We start from the raw sequence: 14494 nt of genomic DNA, 5'->3' as shown, positions 1-14494 counted from the left end.
CCGCGATCATTGCACGCATGACGCCCACCTTCCGCGAACCCGATCCCGCGGCCGCCGAGGTGCCGCTGCTCGGCGGCGACGTCACGGAAGGGCTGGTGCGCATCGGCGACACGGTGCGCCGCCCGCCCGGCCCGCACAGCGAACCCGTTCGCCACCTGCTGCTGCACCTGGAGAACGTGGGCTTCGAGGCGGCCCCGCGCTGGCTCGGCGTCGACGCGCGCGGGCGCGACGTGCTGACGTTCGTGCCCGGGGAGATGGGCGGCCGGCCGATCCACCCGTGGGCCGCCGACGAGGAACTCCTGGTCGGGATCGCCCGGCTGCAGCGGCGGCTGCACGACGCGTGCGAGGGGTTCACGCTGCCGGACGGGGTGCACTGGCCCGAACGCGCGCCGGTGCCCGAGGCGCCGATGCCGTTCGCGGCCCCGGAGTTGGTGTGCCACAACGACCTCACCGTCGAGAACGTCATCTGCCGCGACGGCCGGCCGGTCGGGTTCATCGACTTCGACCTCGCGCGGCCGTCGACGCGGCTGTTCGACATCGTGACGACGCTGCGCTACTGGGCGCCGATGAGCCCGCCGGTCGACCGGGATCCGGCGTTCCGGGATCTCGACGCGGGCGGGCGGATCCGGCTGTTCTGCGACGCGTACGGGCTCGACGACGAACGGCGGGCGGACTTTCTCGGGATGGCGGACCGGCGCTGGCACCGTTCGTACTTCGCGATGAAGCGCGCGGCGGTCGAACGCGGCGGCGGCTGGGCGCGCATGTGGGCCGAGGGCGTCGGCGACCAGATCCTGCGCGACCGCGCGTGGGCCCGGGAGAACGTGGCCGACCTCCGGCCCTGAACCTCCCGTCGGGCGACTACGCTGCCCCGATGGGAACCGCCGTGCTCTTCTGCGCGGATCCGTTGCGACCGCGCAGTCCCGACGCGCACTTCGCCCGCGAGGCGGAGGCGGTGGCCGCGTTCGACGGCACCGTCGCCCTGGTCGACCACGACGCGCTGCTGCGCGGGGACGCCGCGGCGGCCGTCCGTCGGGTCCCCGAGGGTCTGGGCCCGGCCTGGTACCGCGGCTGGATGATCCCGTCGGCCCGCTACGCGCAGCTGGAGGAGGCGCTGCACGGCCGGGGCGCCGCCCTGGTCGTGACCGCCGAGGAGTACCGGCGCGCGCACGAGTTCCCCGGCTGGTACGAAATCTTCGTGGACGTGACGCCCGCGTCGGTCTGGCTGCCGACGCGGCCCGGGGTGCCGCCGACGCCGGCCGCGCTCGCCGCCGCGACGGCCGCGATCGGCGGCGGCCCCGGCATCGTCAAGGACTACGTCAAGTCCCGCAAGCACGAGTGGGACGAGGCCTGCTACATCCCCAACCTCTTCGACGTCGCCGCCCTGCACGCCGTGGTCTCCACCTTCGTCGAACGCCAGGAGGAGGACCTCGCCGGCGGCGTGGTCCTGCGCCGCTTCGAGCCGTACCTGCGGCGGCCGGGGCACGCCGACGAGATCCGGGTGTGGTGGTTCGACGGGGCGCCGATGCTGGTAACCGCCCACCCGGACGCGCCGGGCGAGGTGGGGGCGCCGGACCTGACCCGGATCGCGCCGCCGGTGGCGCGGCTGGGCTGCCAGCTCGTCACGACGGATCTGGCGCTGCGCGCGGACGGCCGCTGGCGGGTCGTCGAGGTCGGCGACGGCCAGGTGAGCGATCTCCCCCGGGAGACGGATCCGTCCCTGCTCCTGGAGCGCCTGGTCCGGAGCGACGATCCGATCGCGTGACGACGAGTGCTTCATGTCGCACGTCTGCCGCCGGCCCCCGATCTCCGTCCCCCGTCCGTGCGCCGTCCGCGCTGGGCGCCAGGCATCCTAGGAGGCTAGGCTCCTTGCCTTCGGCGTGGAGTACCCCGGCGCGCGAGTGCTACCGGGGATGTCAGCGGGGGCGGCGGATGGTGCGGGCCAGACGGGTCGTCACGGCGGCGATCATCATGAGCGCGCTGACCACCGGCAGGGCCCGCTTGCTCAGCAGCGAGGGCTGCTCGGGCGGGGCGGCCACGGGCTGCGGCGTGCGGCGGGGCCGGCGCTTCGACGGGACCGGCACGGGTGCGGGTTCGGTCGCCGGCGGCGCCGCGGTGGACAGCGGCGGGATCAGCACGCGCGCCACCGGCGGCAGGGCTCCGGACGACCCGGGAAGCGCGGGCGACGGCGGAAGCGAAGGCGACGCAGACGGCGGCGGCGAAGGGGAAGGCGACGGCTGCGGGGCCGGTGAAGGGGCCGGTGATGGGGCCGGCTCCTCGGGCGGGATCGCCTGGGGCGTGGCCCGCTCCACCGGGCACATCGCCGCGTCGGTGGAGACCGCCGGGTCGAGCCGGGCGACCTCCACCGCCCGCTCGGGCGCCCGCAGCGGCACGCGGTACAGCACGCTCGCGCGCTCGGCGTGGTGGTACAGGGCGTACAGCGCCTCGGCGGCGGAATCCAGCGCCACCCCGCCGTACGCGCGGCCGCCCGGCAGGTGCGGGATGCGGGCGCGGTCGACCGCGCGGCCGGCCGCGTCGATGCGGATCAGTTCGGCGCCGCGCCGTCGGGCACCGGCCACGGACCAGAGGTTCCCGTCGGCGTCGGCGTCCCAGTCCCCCAGGTAGGGCAGGTCGGGCAGGCGGGCGGTGCGCTCCTGGCGGGGGCGTTCGAGGGTGAGCTCGCGCAGCTCGCCGTCGGTGCGCACGACGAGGCGTTCGCCGCGGAACGTGGCCGCATAGCCGGTGGCGAGCCCGTAGCGGCGCAGCCCGCGCACCCGCCCGAGCGGCGTGGCCGTCCCGTCGGGTTCGACGCGCACGGGTCGCGGGCCGCCGCCGAACCCGTCACCCAGGCCGTACACGGTGCCGTCCGCGGCGCAGCCGATGGCGTTCATCGGGTAGGGCAGGCGCTGGCGGGTGACGCGGCCGTCGGCGCCGACGCGGTGCAGCACCGACGTTCCGGCTCCGGGTGGCGTGGCGACCCAGACCAGCCCCTCGGGCAGCACGTCAACGGGCGCCGCGGACGCGGGTGCGGGCACCGCCACCAGCACGGCGAGGAGCACGGTCGAACGGACGAACAGGGGGGTGAGCACGGCCGGTGACGTCCCTCGCAAACTCCGTCGAACGCCGGACCGCACGGCCCACGCGCTGCTTAGATTTGGTGCAAATCAGACACTAGCGGGCGGGGACGGCGCGTGAACGTGGAAACGATCGTCGGGGGGCTGGCCGCCGTTCTCGTCGTGACGGGTCTGGTCGTCGCGGCCGGGATCGTGGTGCAGAAGTACGTGCCCGTAGCCGTGCGGGTGGAGAACAACGACGTGGCGGGGCTGGCGTTCGCCATCATCGGCGTGCTCTACGCGATCCTGCTGACGTTCGTGGTGTTGAGCGTCTGGGAGGCGAACGACGCCGCGCAGGACAACAGCCGCCAGGAGGCCCGCGCCGTCGTCGAACTGCGCCGCTACGCGGACACGCTCCCCGACGACCAGCGCACCCGGCTGCGCGGCCTGACCGACCGCTACATCGACGTCGTGGCCCACGACGAGTGGCCGAAGATGGCCTCCGGCAAGGCATTGGGCGCGGCCGGCCCGACGACGGTGAACGACATCTGGCAGGTCGTCGACGGCACCGACCCGGCGGACGACAACCGGGCGAGCCGGCAGGCGGAGGCGCGCACGACCCTGCGCGAACTGGCCGCCGCGCGGGACGCCCGGATCGCGGCCTCCGACGAGGGGCTGCCCGGCGTGATGTGGCTCGCGCTCGTCATCGGCTCGCTGATCACCCTGGGGAACGCCCTGCTCTTCGGCGTGCGCGGCCGGGCCGAGTACCTCGCCCTGAACGGCATGCTCGGCGCGATGTCGGCGCTGCTGCTCTTCTCGGTGTACCAGCTGGAGTATCCGTACCAGCGCGGCGAACGGGTCGACGCCGCCGTCTTCCTCGACGCGATCGGCGCCCTTGCGCAAAGGTGATGCGGGTGGAGGGATTCGAACCCCCTGAGCGCAAGGCACCTGGGTTACAGCCAGGCCCGACTCTCCTACGTCGGCGCACCCGCGGGAGGGCGTCTGGGGGAATCGAACCCTCGTCACCGGAACCACAATCCGGCGCTCTGCCACTGAGCTACAGACACCACGGTGATGCAAGCGGAGAGAGCGGGAGTCGAACCCGCACGGGAGTCACCCCAGACCGTTTTCGAGACGGGTGCCGGCGCCACATCGGCTGGCCTCTCCGAGAGTGCCCGGGGCCCCGCCGTTCACACCGGCGGGCCCCGGGCTCCACGGCGCCGTAAGGTGTCGGCGCCGGGGCGATCGGCGCCAGCGACGGGCACCGATCATTTCTAACCATCCACTGTGGAGTTTTGGATACGCACGGGCGGAGGGATTCGAACCCCCACCTTCCGGTTTTGGAGACCGACGCTCTTCCGTTGAGCTACACCCATAGGGCTACAGAAAACGTAGGGAGACACAGAAAACCCCGCGTCCGACGGGTGCGGAGGCGGGGCGACGGGAGCGCTTGTGGACGCGCTAGTCGCTTCGCCTGCCGGCATATGAGCCGTGGTGCTGCCACATGAGATGCTCCCGTTTGGTTTGCCTGCCCGGGTGGTACGACGACTACGGTAAGAGCCGGGCGCGACCCCGCGCAAACGAATAAAGCACGGCGGGAGACGCCTGGTGGCACACGGTTCCGCAGCGGTGCAGGACCTGCTCCTGTCCGCTCAGGAGTCCGTCCCGACGCGGATGCCCGCCCTGCTCATGGAGGCCGCGGCGGCGCTCGGCACCGACGCGCTCGTCGCCTACCTCGCCGACTACGGGCAGGAGCGGCTGACGCCGTTCCTCGGGGACGGGTCGCCGCCGCGGGAGACCGTGCCGATCGACGGGACGCTGGCCGGGCGGGCCTACGCGTTGGGCGTTCCGGTCGAGGGCGACGGCGGGTCCCGGCTGTGGCTGCCGATCAGCGACGCCGGGCACCGCATCGGTGTGCTGGAGGTCGACGCGAAGGTGCCGCCCGACGCCGGGGTGCGGGCCGCGTCCGCCGCGCTCGCCTCGGCCGTCGCGGGGCTGCTCAGCAGCCGGTGGCGCTATGCCGACGCCGTCGAGCGCCTGCGCCGCGGTTCGGCCATGCAGGTCGCCACGGAGATCATCTGGAACCTGCTGCCGCCGCTCACGTTCAGCGCCACCGCCGTGGGGGTCTCCGGCATCCTGGAGCCCTGCTACGACGTCGGCGGGGACGCGTTCGACTACGCGATCGACGGCGGCAAGCTGCACCTGGCGATCTTCGACGGCGTGGGCCACGGCATCACGGCGAGCACGCTCACCACCGTCGCGCTGAACGCCTACCGCAACGCCCGCCGCTGCGGCCTCGACCTGCTCGACACGGTGCGTTCGGTCGACAAGTGGGTCAACGCGCAGTTCCCGGACCTCTTCGTCACCGGGACGCTGGCCGAGCTGACCCTGGACGAGGGGCTGCTGCGCTGGGTGTCGGCCGGCCATCCCGGCGGGCTGCTGCTGCGCAACAACCAGCTGGTCCGCGACCTGCCCGCGCCGACCGCGCTGCCGCTCGGCCTCGGCCGGATCGACGGCCCGCCGGAGATCGCCGAGGAGCAACTCGAACCGGAGGACCGGGTCCTCTTCTACACCGACGGCGTCATCGAGGCCCGCGACATCCACGGCCACTTCTTCGGCCGGGACCGGCTCGTCGACTTCGTCGGCCGCACCCTCACCGACGAGGTGTCGCCGGCCGAGACGATGCGCCGCCTCGTCAAGGCGATCCTGGAGCACCAGCACGAACAGCTCCAGGACGACGCCACCGCCCTCCTCCTGCACTGGTCCGGCACGTAAGCAGATTCCACGCTTCGGGAATGGGCGCGTTCGGTGTCCCACGGCCCACGGGGCTGGCACCATGTGGACCGTGACCACCGAAACGGCCACCCGGCAGCGTCGTGGCCTGCCGGGACCTCCCCCGGCAGGGGTCGTGATCGATCTCGACGACACGCTCTACCCGCACGTCTCGTACCTCGACGGCGCCGCTGCCGCCGTGGGCGAGGCGGCCGCCGCGAGCGGGCTCAACGCCGCGGCGATCACCACCGCGCTGCGGACGCAGCTGCACGCCGGTTCCGACCGGGGCGGCACCATCGACCGGGCGCTCACGTCGTGCGGCATCCCGCGGGAGGCCGTCGCGGCGGTGCTTCCCCGGCTGCTCGCGGCGTTCGTGGCGTACCAGCCGACCGTGCTGCCGCTGTACCCGGGCACCCGGGAGGCGCTCGTCGCGCTGCGCGGGCGTTACCCGCTGGTGTGCCTCACCGACGGTTCGCCCGTGTTGCAGCGGGCGAAGCTGGCGGCGGCCGGGCTCACCGAGGCGTTCGACGCGATCGTCATCACCGACGAGCTGGGCGGGCGGCCGTCCCGTAAGCCGCACCCCAGCGGGCTGCGTCACGCGGCGGAGCTGATCGGCTGTCCCGTCGAGGAGCTCGTCGTGGTCGGCGACCGGCCGGGCAAGGACGTGGCGATCGCCGTCGCCGCGGGGGCCCGTTCGATCCGCGTCACCACCGGCGAGTACGCCGACGCCCCGGACTCGCCGACGGCGACGGCGGTGGCCGACTCGTTCGCCACCGCCGCCGAGTTGCTGCTCTCGTCGCCGTCCGGCTGAGGACCGGAGAGCGGACCGGGCTCAGTCCTTGCCGACCTGGGCCACCAGCTCCTGGCAGAACGCCGGGAGGTCGTCCGGCTTGCGGCTGCTGATCAACGGGTGGCCGCCCGCGTTGTCGACGACGAGCTGTTCGTCGACCCACTCGGCGCCGGCGTTGCGGAAGTCCACGGCCATGCTGGGCCACGACGTGAGGCGGCGGCCGCGCACGCCGTCCACGTCGATCAGGATCCAGCCGCCGTGGCAGATGACGGCGACCGGCCGCCCCGTGGCGAGGAACCCGCGCACGAACTGCCGGGCGGAATCCTGCCAGCGCAGCAGGTCGCCGTTGGCGACGCCGCCGGGGAGCACGAGCGCGTGGTAGGCGTTCGGGTCGGCGTCGGCCGCGGTCACGTCCACGGGGAACGTGTCCGCCGGGTCCAGGTGGTTGAACCCCTGGACCGTTCCGGCCTCCGGCGAGATCAGTTGTGGCGTGCCGCCCGCTTCCTCGACGGCCTTCCACGGCTCCGTGAGCTCGACCTGTTCGATCCCCTCCTTGCTGACAAGGAAGGCGACTTTACGACCTGCAATGGTCATGACCGGTTCCTTTCGGGCTGAACGGATACCTACCGCCTACCCGAACGGAACCCCGCGGAACGTGGAACCCGCGGCCTACCGCCGGCGGCCGTCCCGACCGCCGCCGCTGCCCTGGTCGCCACCGCCGGCGAGCCCGGCCCGGCGCAGGGCCTCGGCCATCGCGTCGTTGCCGAACGAGCCGCCGCCCGACGAACCACCGCCGCCGCGCCGGTCGCCGCCACCGCCGGTGCGCTGGCTCCCGCCGGAGCGCTGGCCGCCACCCGGGCGACCCCCGCCGCCGGAACGCTCGCCGCGCGGCCCACCACCGCCGCCGCGCTGACCGCCATCGCCGCGCTGACCACCGCCGCCGCGCTGACCACCCGGCTGCCCGGAGCCGCGGTCGCCGCCACGAGAGCGCGCACCTGGCTGCGCCGTTCCCCCGGAAGCTTCTTCCTCGAGACGGAGGGTGAGGGAGATCCGCTTGCGCGGGATGTCCACCTCGAGGACCTTGACCTTGACGATGTCACCCGGCTTGACCACGTCGCGCGGGTCCTTGACGAACGTCCGCGACATCGCCGAGACGTGGACCAGCCCGTCCTGGTGGACGCCGATGTCGACGAACGCCCCGAACGCGGCCACGTTGGTGACGACGCCCTCGAGCACCATCCCCGAGGCGAGGTCGCTCAGCTTCTCCACCCCGTCGGCGAACGTCGCCGTCTTGAACGCCGGCCGCGGGTCCCGCCCCGGCTTCTCCAGCTCGGACAGGATGTCGGTGACGGTCGGCAGCCCGAACGTGTCGTCGACGAACTTCTCCGGCTTCAGCGTGCGCAGCACCGCCCGGTTGCCGATCAGCTCCTTCAGCTCGGTGCCGGCCTCGGCGAGCATCCGCCGCACGACCGGGTAAGCCTCCGGGTGCACGCTCGACGCGTCCAGCGGGTCGTCCCCGCCGGGGATGCGCAGGAAGCCCGCGCACTGCTCGAACGCCTTCGGCCCGAGCCGCGGCACCTCCTTGAGCGCGGCCCGCGACCGGAACGGCCCGTTGGCGTCGCGGTGCGCGACGATGTTCGCGGCGAGGCCGGAACCGATGCCGGAGACGCGGGTCAGCAGCGGCACCGAGGCGGTGTTGAGGTCGACGCCGACGCCGTTGACGCAGTCCTCCACGACGGCGTCGAGGCTGCGCGACAGCTTCCCCTCGGCGAGGTCGTGCTGGTACTGGCCGACGCCGATGGACTTCGGGTCGATCTTCACGAGCTCGGCGAGTGGGTCCTGGAGCCGGCGCGCGATGCTCACCGCGCCGCGCAGCGACACGTCGAGCTCGGGCAGTTCCTGGGAGGCGTAGGCGGAGGCCGAGTAGACGGAGGCGCCGGCCTCGGAGACCACGATCTTCGTGAGGTTGAGCTCCGGGTGGCGCTTGATCAGGTCGGCGGCGAGCCTGTCGGTCTCCCGGGAGGCGGTGCCGTTGCCGATCGCGATCAGGTCGACGCTGTGCGCCTTGGCGAGCGCGGCCAGGATGTGGATCGACTCGTCCCACTTGTTCTGCGGCACGTGCGGGTAGATCGTGTGCGTCGCGACGACCTTCCCGGTCGCGTCCACGACGGCCACCTTCACGCCGGTGCGGAAGCCCGGGTCGAGGCCCATCGTCGTGCGGGTGCCGGCCGGGGCCGCCAGGAGCAGGTCCCGCAGGTTGGCCGCGAACACCTTCACGGCCTCCTCCTCGGCCGCCTGCCACAGGCGCATCCGCAGGTCGATGCCGAGATGCACGAGGATGCGCGTGCGCCACGCCCACCGGACGGTGTCGTTGAGCCACTTGTCGGCGGGCCGCTGGTCGTCGCGGATCCCGAATCGCGCGGCGATGCGCTGTTCGTAGACGGACGGCGACGGGGCGTCCTCGACATCGGGGTTCAGCGAGAGGTCGAGGATCTCCTCCTTCTCGCCGCGGAACAGCGCCAGGACCCGGTGCGACGGCAGCTTCGTGAACGGCTCGCTGAACGCGAAGTAGTCCGAGAACTTCGCCCCGGCCTCCTCCTTGCCCTCGCGCACGGTCGACGCGACGGTGCCGCGTTCCCACATCGTCTCGCGCAGCGCGCCGATGAGGTCGGCGTCCTCGGCGAAGCGTTCGACCAGGATGGCCCGCGCGCCGTCGAGGGCGTTCTGCACCTCGGGCACGCCCTTCTCCGCGTCGACGTACGGGGCGGCGGTGGCCGTCGGGTCCAATGTCGGGTCGCCCAGCAGCGCGTCGGCGAGCGGTTCGAGGCCCGCCTCGCGCGCGATCTGCGCCTTGGTGCGCCGCTTCGGCTTGTACGGGAGGTAGATGTCCTCCAGCCGGGCCTTCGAGTCGGCCTCCATGATCTGCGCGCGCAGGGCGTCGTCGAGCTTGCCCTGGGAGTCGATCGACTCGAGGATCGCGGAGCGGCGTTCCTCCAGCTCGCGCAGGTAGCGCAGGCGTTCCTCGAGGGTGCGCAGCTGGGCGTCGTCGAGCGCGCCGGTCACCTCCTTGCGGTACCGCGCGATGAACGGCACCGTCGCTCCACCGTCGAGCAGCCCGACGGCGGACTCGACCTGACCGGGGCGTACGCCCAGCTCCTCGGCGATCCGCTGGGGGATGGGGACCGTCACGTCAGTGCTCCTTCGCTCGCCGTACCGGGGACATTCTGCCGGTGCGGCTATTTTTATGTCGCACCGCGGGGGTATCGGCGCGTCGCCGTCTTTTTCTAAAAGCTTCATGTCGCACCCGCGTCTGGGGCGCGACCGTAGTTCAAGAGGGGGCGAACGCTCCCGGCCGACTCGCTTCGCGTCGTCGGCCGCTCCGCTTCCGCGTTCGCGTGCAGCAGGGGCGCCGGGTCGTGCGGACCGTGACACGTCCGCGGTGGGACTTCGCGTCCTAGGAGGCTAGGTTTCTTGGCCCGCTCCCCGGTCATGCCGCGAAGGGGGCCACCTCCACGCCGGCGTCGACCAGGGCCTCGCGAACCTGGCGGGCGAGGTCCACCGCAGCAGGTGTGTCGCCGTGGACGCACATCGACTCGGCGTGCACCTCGACCACCGTGCCGTCCGCCGCCTCCACGACGCCCTCCCTGGCCAGGCGCACCGCTCGTGCCGTCACCACCCGCGCGTCGTGGATCACGGCGCCCTCCTGGGTGCGGGGTACGAGGCCGCCTTCCCGGGTGTAGGCCCGGTCGAGAAAGGCCTCCGCCACCACGCGCGTGCCGGCCTCGGCGGCGGCCTTCGCGAGTCGGGAGCCGGGGAGGGTGAGCAGCGCCAGGGTGGGGTCGTAGTCGCGGACGGCGTCGAGGACGGCGTTCGCCTGGGCGGGTTCCGCGGCGGCGGCGTGGTAGAGGGCGCCGTGCGGCTTGACGTAGGCGACCCGGGTGCCGGCGGCGCGGGCGATGCCGTCGAGCGCGGCGAGCTGGTACAGGACGTCGGCCGTCAGTTCGGCGCGTTCGTAGGCGATGTACCGCCGGCCGAACCCGGCCAGGTCCCGATAGGACACCTGCGCCCCCACCGCCACTCCCCGGGCGGCCGCCGAGGCGCACACCCGCCGCATCGTCAGCGGATCCCCGGCGTGGAACCCGCAGGCGACGTTCGCGCTGGTGACGACGTCGAGCAGGGCATCGTCCTCGGTCAGGCGCCACTGGCCGAAGCCCTCACCGAGGTCGGCGTTCAGGTCCATGCGCCCTCCCGGAGGAATCTGACGGGTGTGCCCGGGCGGCTCTGCGCCAGCGCCGGCAGGTCGGCGGGATCCACGACCCCGATCACCGGATACCCCCCGGTGGTGGGATGGTCGGCGAGAAACACCAGCGGCTCCCCGGCCGCCGGCACCTGCACCGCGCCGAGCACGAGTCCTTCGCTGGCGAGTTCGCCGCCGGTCCGGCGTTCCAGCGCGGGCCCGGTGAGGCGCGCGGCGACCCGGTTGGAACGCGGCGACACCGCGTACTCCGCCGCGAAGATCGCCTCCGGCGCCGCGAACCAGTCGACCCGCGGGCCGGGCCAGAGCCGCAGCGCGACTGGCCGGGTGACGGCGGCCGGCACGGAGAACCACACCGGCGCCGGTTCGCCACTCGCCGGGCCGACCGGCAGCACGTCGCCGTCGCGCAGCGGCGCGGGCCCGAGCCCCGACAGCGTGTCCGTCGCGCGGCTGCCGAGCGTGGGCGGCACGTCGAGCCCACCCGCCACGGCCAGGTAGGTGCGCACCCCCGTGCCGGCCGGGCCGATCTCCAGCAGCCCCCGCGCGGGAACGACGAACGGCACCCCGAAGTCCCCGCCGCGCACCCGCGTCGGAACGGCCCCCGTCACGGCCACCACGGCGGCCCGTTCGAAGCGCAGGGCGCACCCGGTGACGGTGATCTCCAGTCCGGCCGCCTCGGGCGGGTTGCCCACCAGCCGGTTGGCCAGCGCGAGGGCCGGCGGGTCGACCGCTCCCGCGGCCGGGATGCCGAGGTGCGCCCAACCCGGCCGGCCGAGGTCCTGCACGGTCGTCAGCGCACCGGCCCGCCGCACAGTGATCATGACGACACCGCGATCATGACGACACCGCCGCGAACCGCACACGCGTCCCGGGCGTCAGCGTCGCCGGCGGCGTCCCGTCGAGGTCGAACAGCGTCAGCGAGGTGCGCCCGATCAGCCGCCACCCGCCGGGCGACGCGGCCGGGTAGACGGCCGCGTACTCCCCCGCCAGGGCCACCGAGCCCGCGGGCACCCTGGTGCGCGGTTCGTCCCGCCGGGGCACGTGCAGCTCGGCCGGCAGCCCGGTCAGGTAGGCGAACCCGGGCGCGAACCCGCAGAACGCCGCCCGGAACTCGATCCCGGTGTGCCGGCGCACGGCCGCCTCGCGCGACATGCCCCAGCGTTCGGCCACGTCGTCGAGGTCTTCGCCGTCGTAGACGGTCGGCACGGTGACCAGTCCCCCGGTGTGCTCGTCGACGTCCGGCGGCGGTGGGCAGCCGCGCAGCAGCCGCACCAGCCGTTCGGGTTCGTCGACCCGGTCCAGGAGCACGGTCCGCGCCGCGGGCACCACGTCGAGCGCCGCGAACTCCCCCGCGTCGCGCCGCGCGAGGAGCCAGGCGTACCAGGCGGGTACCCGCTCCGGGGCCACGTCGAGGAGCACCGCGGAGGGCCCTACGCGCACCACCCGCCGTTTCATCAGCCACCTCTCAGCCGTGTGAACGAACCATCCCCGAATCGGCAGATGACGTCAAGGGATTGCCGGATCGTTCAACAATCCTTACATTCAAGCACATGACCGTGTCAGAACCGGCCGCGGCACGGGCCCGATTCCGCGCCGGCGAGCGCCGGCCCACCGCGGGATGGGCTCCGGGCTACGCGCAGGCCAACCTCATCGCCGTTCCCCGGGACCTCGCTTATGATCTGCTGCTCTTCGCGCAGCGCAACCCACGCCCCTGCCCCGTCCTCGACGTGAGCGAGGTGGGCGCACCGACCACGGTCCTCGCGCCCGGGGCGGACCTGCGCACCGACCTGCCCGCCTACCGGATCTGGGAACACGGCGAGTGCGTCGCGGAGGTCGGCGACGCGACCGCCTACTGGCGCGACGACCTGGTGGCGGTGCTGATCGGCTGCAGCTTCACCTTCGAACGCGCGCTCCTCGACGCCGGCGTCCCCGTGCGTCACCTGGAGGAGGGCCGGAACGTCCCGATGTACCGCACGTCGGTCGCGTGCCGACCCGCGGGACGGCTCGCCGGGCCGATGGTGGTGTCGATGCGGCCGGTCCCCGCCCCGCTCGTGCCGACCGCCGTCCTGGTCAGCGGCCGCTTCCCGGCGGTGCACGGCGCGCCGGTGCACATCGGCGACCCGGCCGCGCTGGGGATCACCGACCTGTCGCGGCCGGACTTCGGCGACGCCGTGACCGTGGAGGACAGCGACGTGCCGGTCTTCTGGGCCTGCGGCGTGACGCCCCAGGCGGCGGTGATGGCGTCGAAGCCCGCGTTCGCGATAAGCCACGCGCCCGGGCACATGCTGGTCACGGACGTCCGCGACGCCGCGTACGCCGCCTGACCTCATGATCGCGCCTCCTGTGACGCGACACGCCGGTGGAGGTGTCACAGGAGGCGCAAGGATCTTCAGCCGGCGCGGCAGGTCACCGCGGGCGCCGCGCCCGGCGTGCCGTTGCCGAGCAGGCCGAAGGTCGTCGCCCCGCCCGCCGGCACGGCGCCGTTCCAGTCCACATTGGACGCCGTCACGTCCTGACCCGACTGGGTGAGCCGGGCGTTCCAGGTCTGGGTCACCGTCACCCCGCTCGGCAGGCGGAACGTCACGGTCCAGCCGCGCAGCGCCGCCGTTCCCGGGTTGCGCACCGCGATCTCGCCCTGGAAGCCGCCCGGCCACGACCCGACCACCGTGAACTCCGCCGCGCAGCCACCCGTCGCCGGCGAGCCGGTCGGCGAGGCCGAGGCCGAACGCGACGCCGACGGCGTGGCCGAGGGGCTGCGCGACGCGCTGGGCGACGCCGACGGGAGCCCGCCGTCCAGCACCGTCCGCAGCGGCGGGTACCACCTGTCCGACATCTTCTGGTCGCCGGACGCGTTCGGGTGGACGCCGTCGTAGGTGTCCGTGGCGGTGCTGAACCCGCTCCACTGGTCGACGACCACGATCGGGGACCGCGCGGTGGACAGCCCCGCCGCCCACGCCGGGATCGCCGCGTTGAACGCCACCGTGCGCGCGCCGCACTCCGCACACGTGGCCGGGTTCATCGGAATGATCTGCGCGACGAGGACGCGCATGTCGGGATTGGCGGCCCGCATCTGGTTCACCAGCGTGGTGAACGCGCTCAGGATCGCGGCCGGCGCGATGTTGCTCCAGACGTCGTTCGTGCCGAGGTGCATGAGCACGACGTCGGGGTCGGTGGCGGAGAGCCAGCCGGGGAGCAGGTTCTGGTTGGCGATGTTCGTGGCGAGGTAGCCGCCGTGCCCCTCGTTGTCGCCGTCGTGGGCGACGCCGCAGCCCTGGGGCGGCAGGGTGCCGACGAAGTCCGCTCCGGTGTACCCGGCCGACTGGAGGCGGTTCCACAAAAGGGCCCGCCAGCAGCCCGGTGACCCGGTGATGGAGTCCCCGAGCGGCACGATCCGCACGGGGTCGGTGGGCGCCGTGCGGGCCGGCGCGGCGATCAGCAGTCCCGCCGCGAGCATGACGAACACGGCGAGCAGGGCCTTCACATAATGCTTCATCTGGGGGTGGCCTTCCGCGAAAAGGCGCGGCGACCATAGGGCGCCACCGATCCGTCAAGCGACCGCAAAGCGGCCCGCACCCGCTCCGACCAGCGCCGCCGCCGCGAAACTTTCACGCACGCGACGGGTGCGAC

13 protein-coding genes and 4 tRNA genes are annotated in these 14494 nt (G+C 73.4%); 6 read left to right on the top strand and 11 right to left on the bottom strand.

The annotated features are described in order from the left end of the window. The first annotated feature begins 17 nt into the window (after nucleotides 1-17). Together Val02_RS15980 and Val02_RS15975 are read left to right on the top strand one after the other, a co-directional pair. Entirely contained in the window at nucleotides 18-842 is an 825-nt protein-coding gene (locus Val02_RS15980) for an aminoglycoside phosphotransferase family protein (protein ID WP_239152980.1), read from the top strand. Nucleotides 843-871: 29 nt separating this feature from the next. Further along, on the top strand, nucleotides 872-1762 hold the full coding sequence (locus Val02_RS15975; RefSeq protein ID WP_203899862.1) for an ATP-grasp domain-containing protein: 891 nt from the start codon (nucleotides 872-874) through the stop codon (nucleotides 1760-1762). Between the two features lie 151 nt (nucleotides 1763-1913). Here Val02_RS15975 and Val02_RS15970 read toward each other — a convergent pair whose 3' ends face one another. Then, nucleotides 1914-3086, bottom strand: a complete 1173-nt coding sequence (locus tag Val02_RS15970; protein WP_203899861.1) for a hypothetical protein — start codon at nucleotides 3084-3086, stop codon at nucleotides 1914-1916. A gap of 102 nt (nucleotides 3087-3188) precedes the next feature. Between Val02_RS15970 and Val02_RS15965 the strand changes: the two genes are divergently transcribed. Beyond that, entirely contained in the window at nucleotides 3189-3959 is a 771-nt protein-coding gene (locus tag Val02_RS15965; protein ID WP_203899860.1) for a bestrophin-like domain, read from the top strand. Here the strand turns inward: Val02_RS15965 and Val02_RS15960 are convergent. The 4 genes from Val02_RS15960 to Val02_RS15945 all read right to left on the bottom strand — a co-directional run bounded on the left by Val02_RS15960 (nucleotide 3960) and on the right by Val02_RS15945 (nucleotide 4426). Beyond that, nucleotides 3960-4042: transfer RNA gene (locus Val02_RS15960), tRNA-Tyr, on the bottom strand. A gap of 5 nt (nucleotides 4043-4047) precedes the next feature. Then, nucleotides 4048-4117, bottom strand: a tRNA-His gene (locus Val02_RS15955). Nucleotides 4118-4131: 14 nt separating this feature from the next. Then, nucleotides 4132-4217: transfer RNA gene (locus tag Val02_RS15950), tRNA-Ser, on the bottom strand. 137 nt (nucleotides 4218-4354) lie between these two features. Beyond that, nucleotides 4355-4426, bottom strand: a tRNA-Trp gene (locus Val02_RS15945). A 232-nt stretch (nucleotides 4427-4658) separates the two neighbouring features. Between Val02_RS15945 and Val02_RS15940 the strand changes: the two genes are divergently transcribed. Together Val02_RS15940 and Val02_RS15935 are read left to right on the top strand one after the other, a co-directional pair. Continuing rightward, nucleotides 4659-5825, top strand: coding sequence for a PP2C family protein-serine/threonine phosphatase (locus Val02_RS15940; RefSeq protein WP_203899859.1), 1167 nt, complete (start codon nucleotides 4659-4661; stop codon nucleotides 5823-5825). 70 nt (nucleotides 5826-5895) lie between these two features. After that, entirely contained in the window at nucleotides 5896-6633 is a 738-nt protein-coding gene (locus tag Val02_RS15935; protein ID WP_239152979.1) for an HAD family hydrolase, read from the top strand. A 21-nt stretch (nucleotides 6634-6654) separates the two neighbouring features. On the opposite strand, the gene Val02_RS15930 is transcribed toward Val02_RS15935, so the two are convergent. The 5 genes from Val02_RS15930 to Val02_RS15910 all read right to left on the bottom strand — a co-directional run bounded on the left by Val02_RS15930 (nucleotide 6655) and on the right by Val02_RS15910 (nucleotide 12322). Then, the gene (locus tag Val02_RS15930; protein ID WP_203899857.1) at nucleotides 6655-7206 is read right to left on the bottom strand and encodes a type 1 glutamine amidotransferase domain-containing protein; all 552 of its coding nucleotides are present in this window, start codon (nucleotides 7204-7206) and stop codon (nucleotides 6655-6657) included. Nucleotides 7207-7281: 75 nt separating this feature from the next. Beyond that, entirely contained in the window at nucleotides 7282-9801 is a 2520-nt protein-coding gene (locus Val02_RS15925) for a Tex family protein (protein WP_239152977.1), read from the bottom strand. A 298-nt stretch (nucleotides 9802-10099) separates the two neighbouring features. Further along, nucleotides 10100-10852, bottom strand: a complete 753-nt coding sequence (locus tag Val02_RS15920) for a LamB/YcsF family protein (RefSeq protein WP_203899855.1) — start codon at nucleotides 10850-10852, stop codon at nucleotides 10100-10102. Continuing rightward, nucleotides 10843-11688, bottom strand: a complete 846-nt coding sequence (locus Val02_RS15915; RefSeq protein ID WP_203899854.1) for a 5-oxoprolinase subunit C family protein — start codon at nucleotides 11686-11688, stop codon at nucleotides 10843-10845. Before Val02_RS15915 ends, Val02_RS15920 begins: the two co-directional genes overlap by 10 nt. A gap of 13 nt (nucleotides 11689-11701) precedes the next feature. Beyond that, a complete protein-coding gene (locus Val02_RS15910; protein ID WP_203899853.1) occupies nucleotides 11702-12322 on the bottom strand; it encodes a 5-oxoprolinase subunit B family protein in 621 nt (206 codons plus the stop codon). A gap of 95 nt (nucleotides 12323-12417) precedes the next feature. Here Val02_RS15910 and Val02_RS15905 point away from each other — a divergent pair, with 95 nt between their 5' ends. Continuing rightward, nucleotides 12418-13191 carry a putative hydro-lyase gene (locus tag Val02_RS15905; RefSeq protein WP_203899852.1) on the top strand — a complete coding sequence of 258 codons (774 nt, stop codon included), beginning with the start codon at nucleotides 12418-12420 and terminating at the stop codon, nucleotides 13189-13191. Nucleotides 13192-13256: 65 nt separating this feature from the next. Here Val02_RS15905 and Val02_RS15900 read toward each other — a convergent pair whose 3' ends face one another. Next, nucleotides 13257-14360 (bottom strand): cellulose binding domain-containing protein, encoded by a 1104-nt coding sequence (locus tag Val02_RS15900; RefSeq protein WP_203899851.1) that lies wholly within the window; start codon nucleotides 14358-14360, stop codon nucleotides 13257-13259. Nucleotides 14361-14494: the final 134 nt, after the last annotated feature.

Origin of the sequence: Virgisporangium aliadipatigenens (assembly GCF_016863615.1) — a bacterium.
Taxonomy (GTDB): Bacteria; Actinomycetota; Actinomycetes; order Mycobacteriales; family Micromonosporaceae; genus Virgisporangium; species Virgisporangium aliadipatigenens.
Note: the sequence above shows the minus strand (reverse complement) of the source record. Positions and strands in the feature narration are given on the sequence as shown.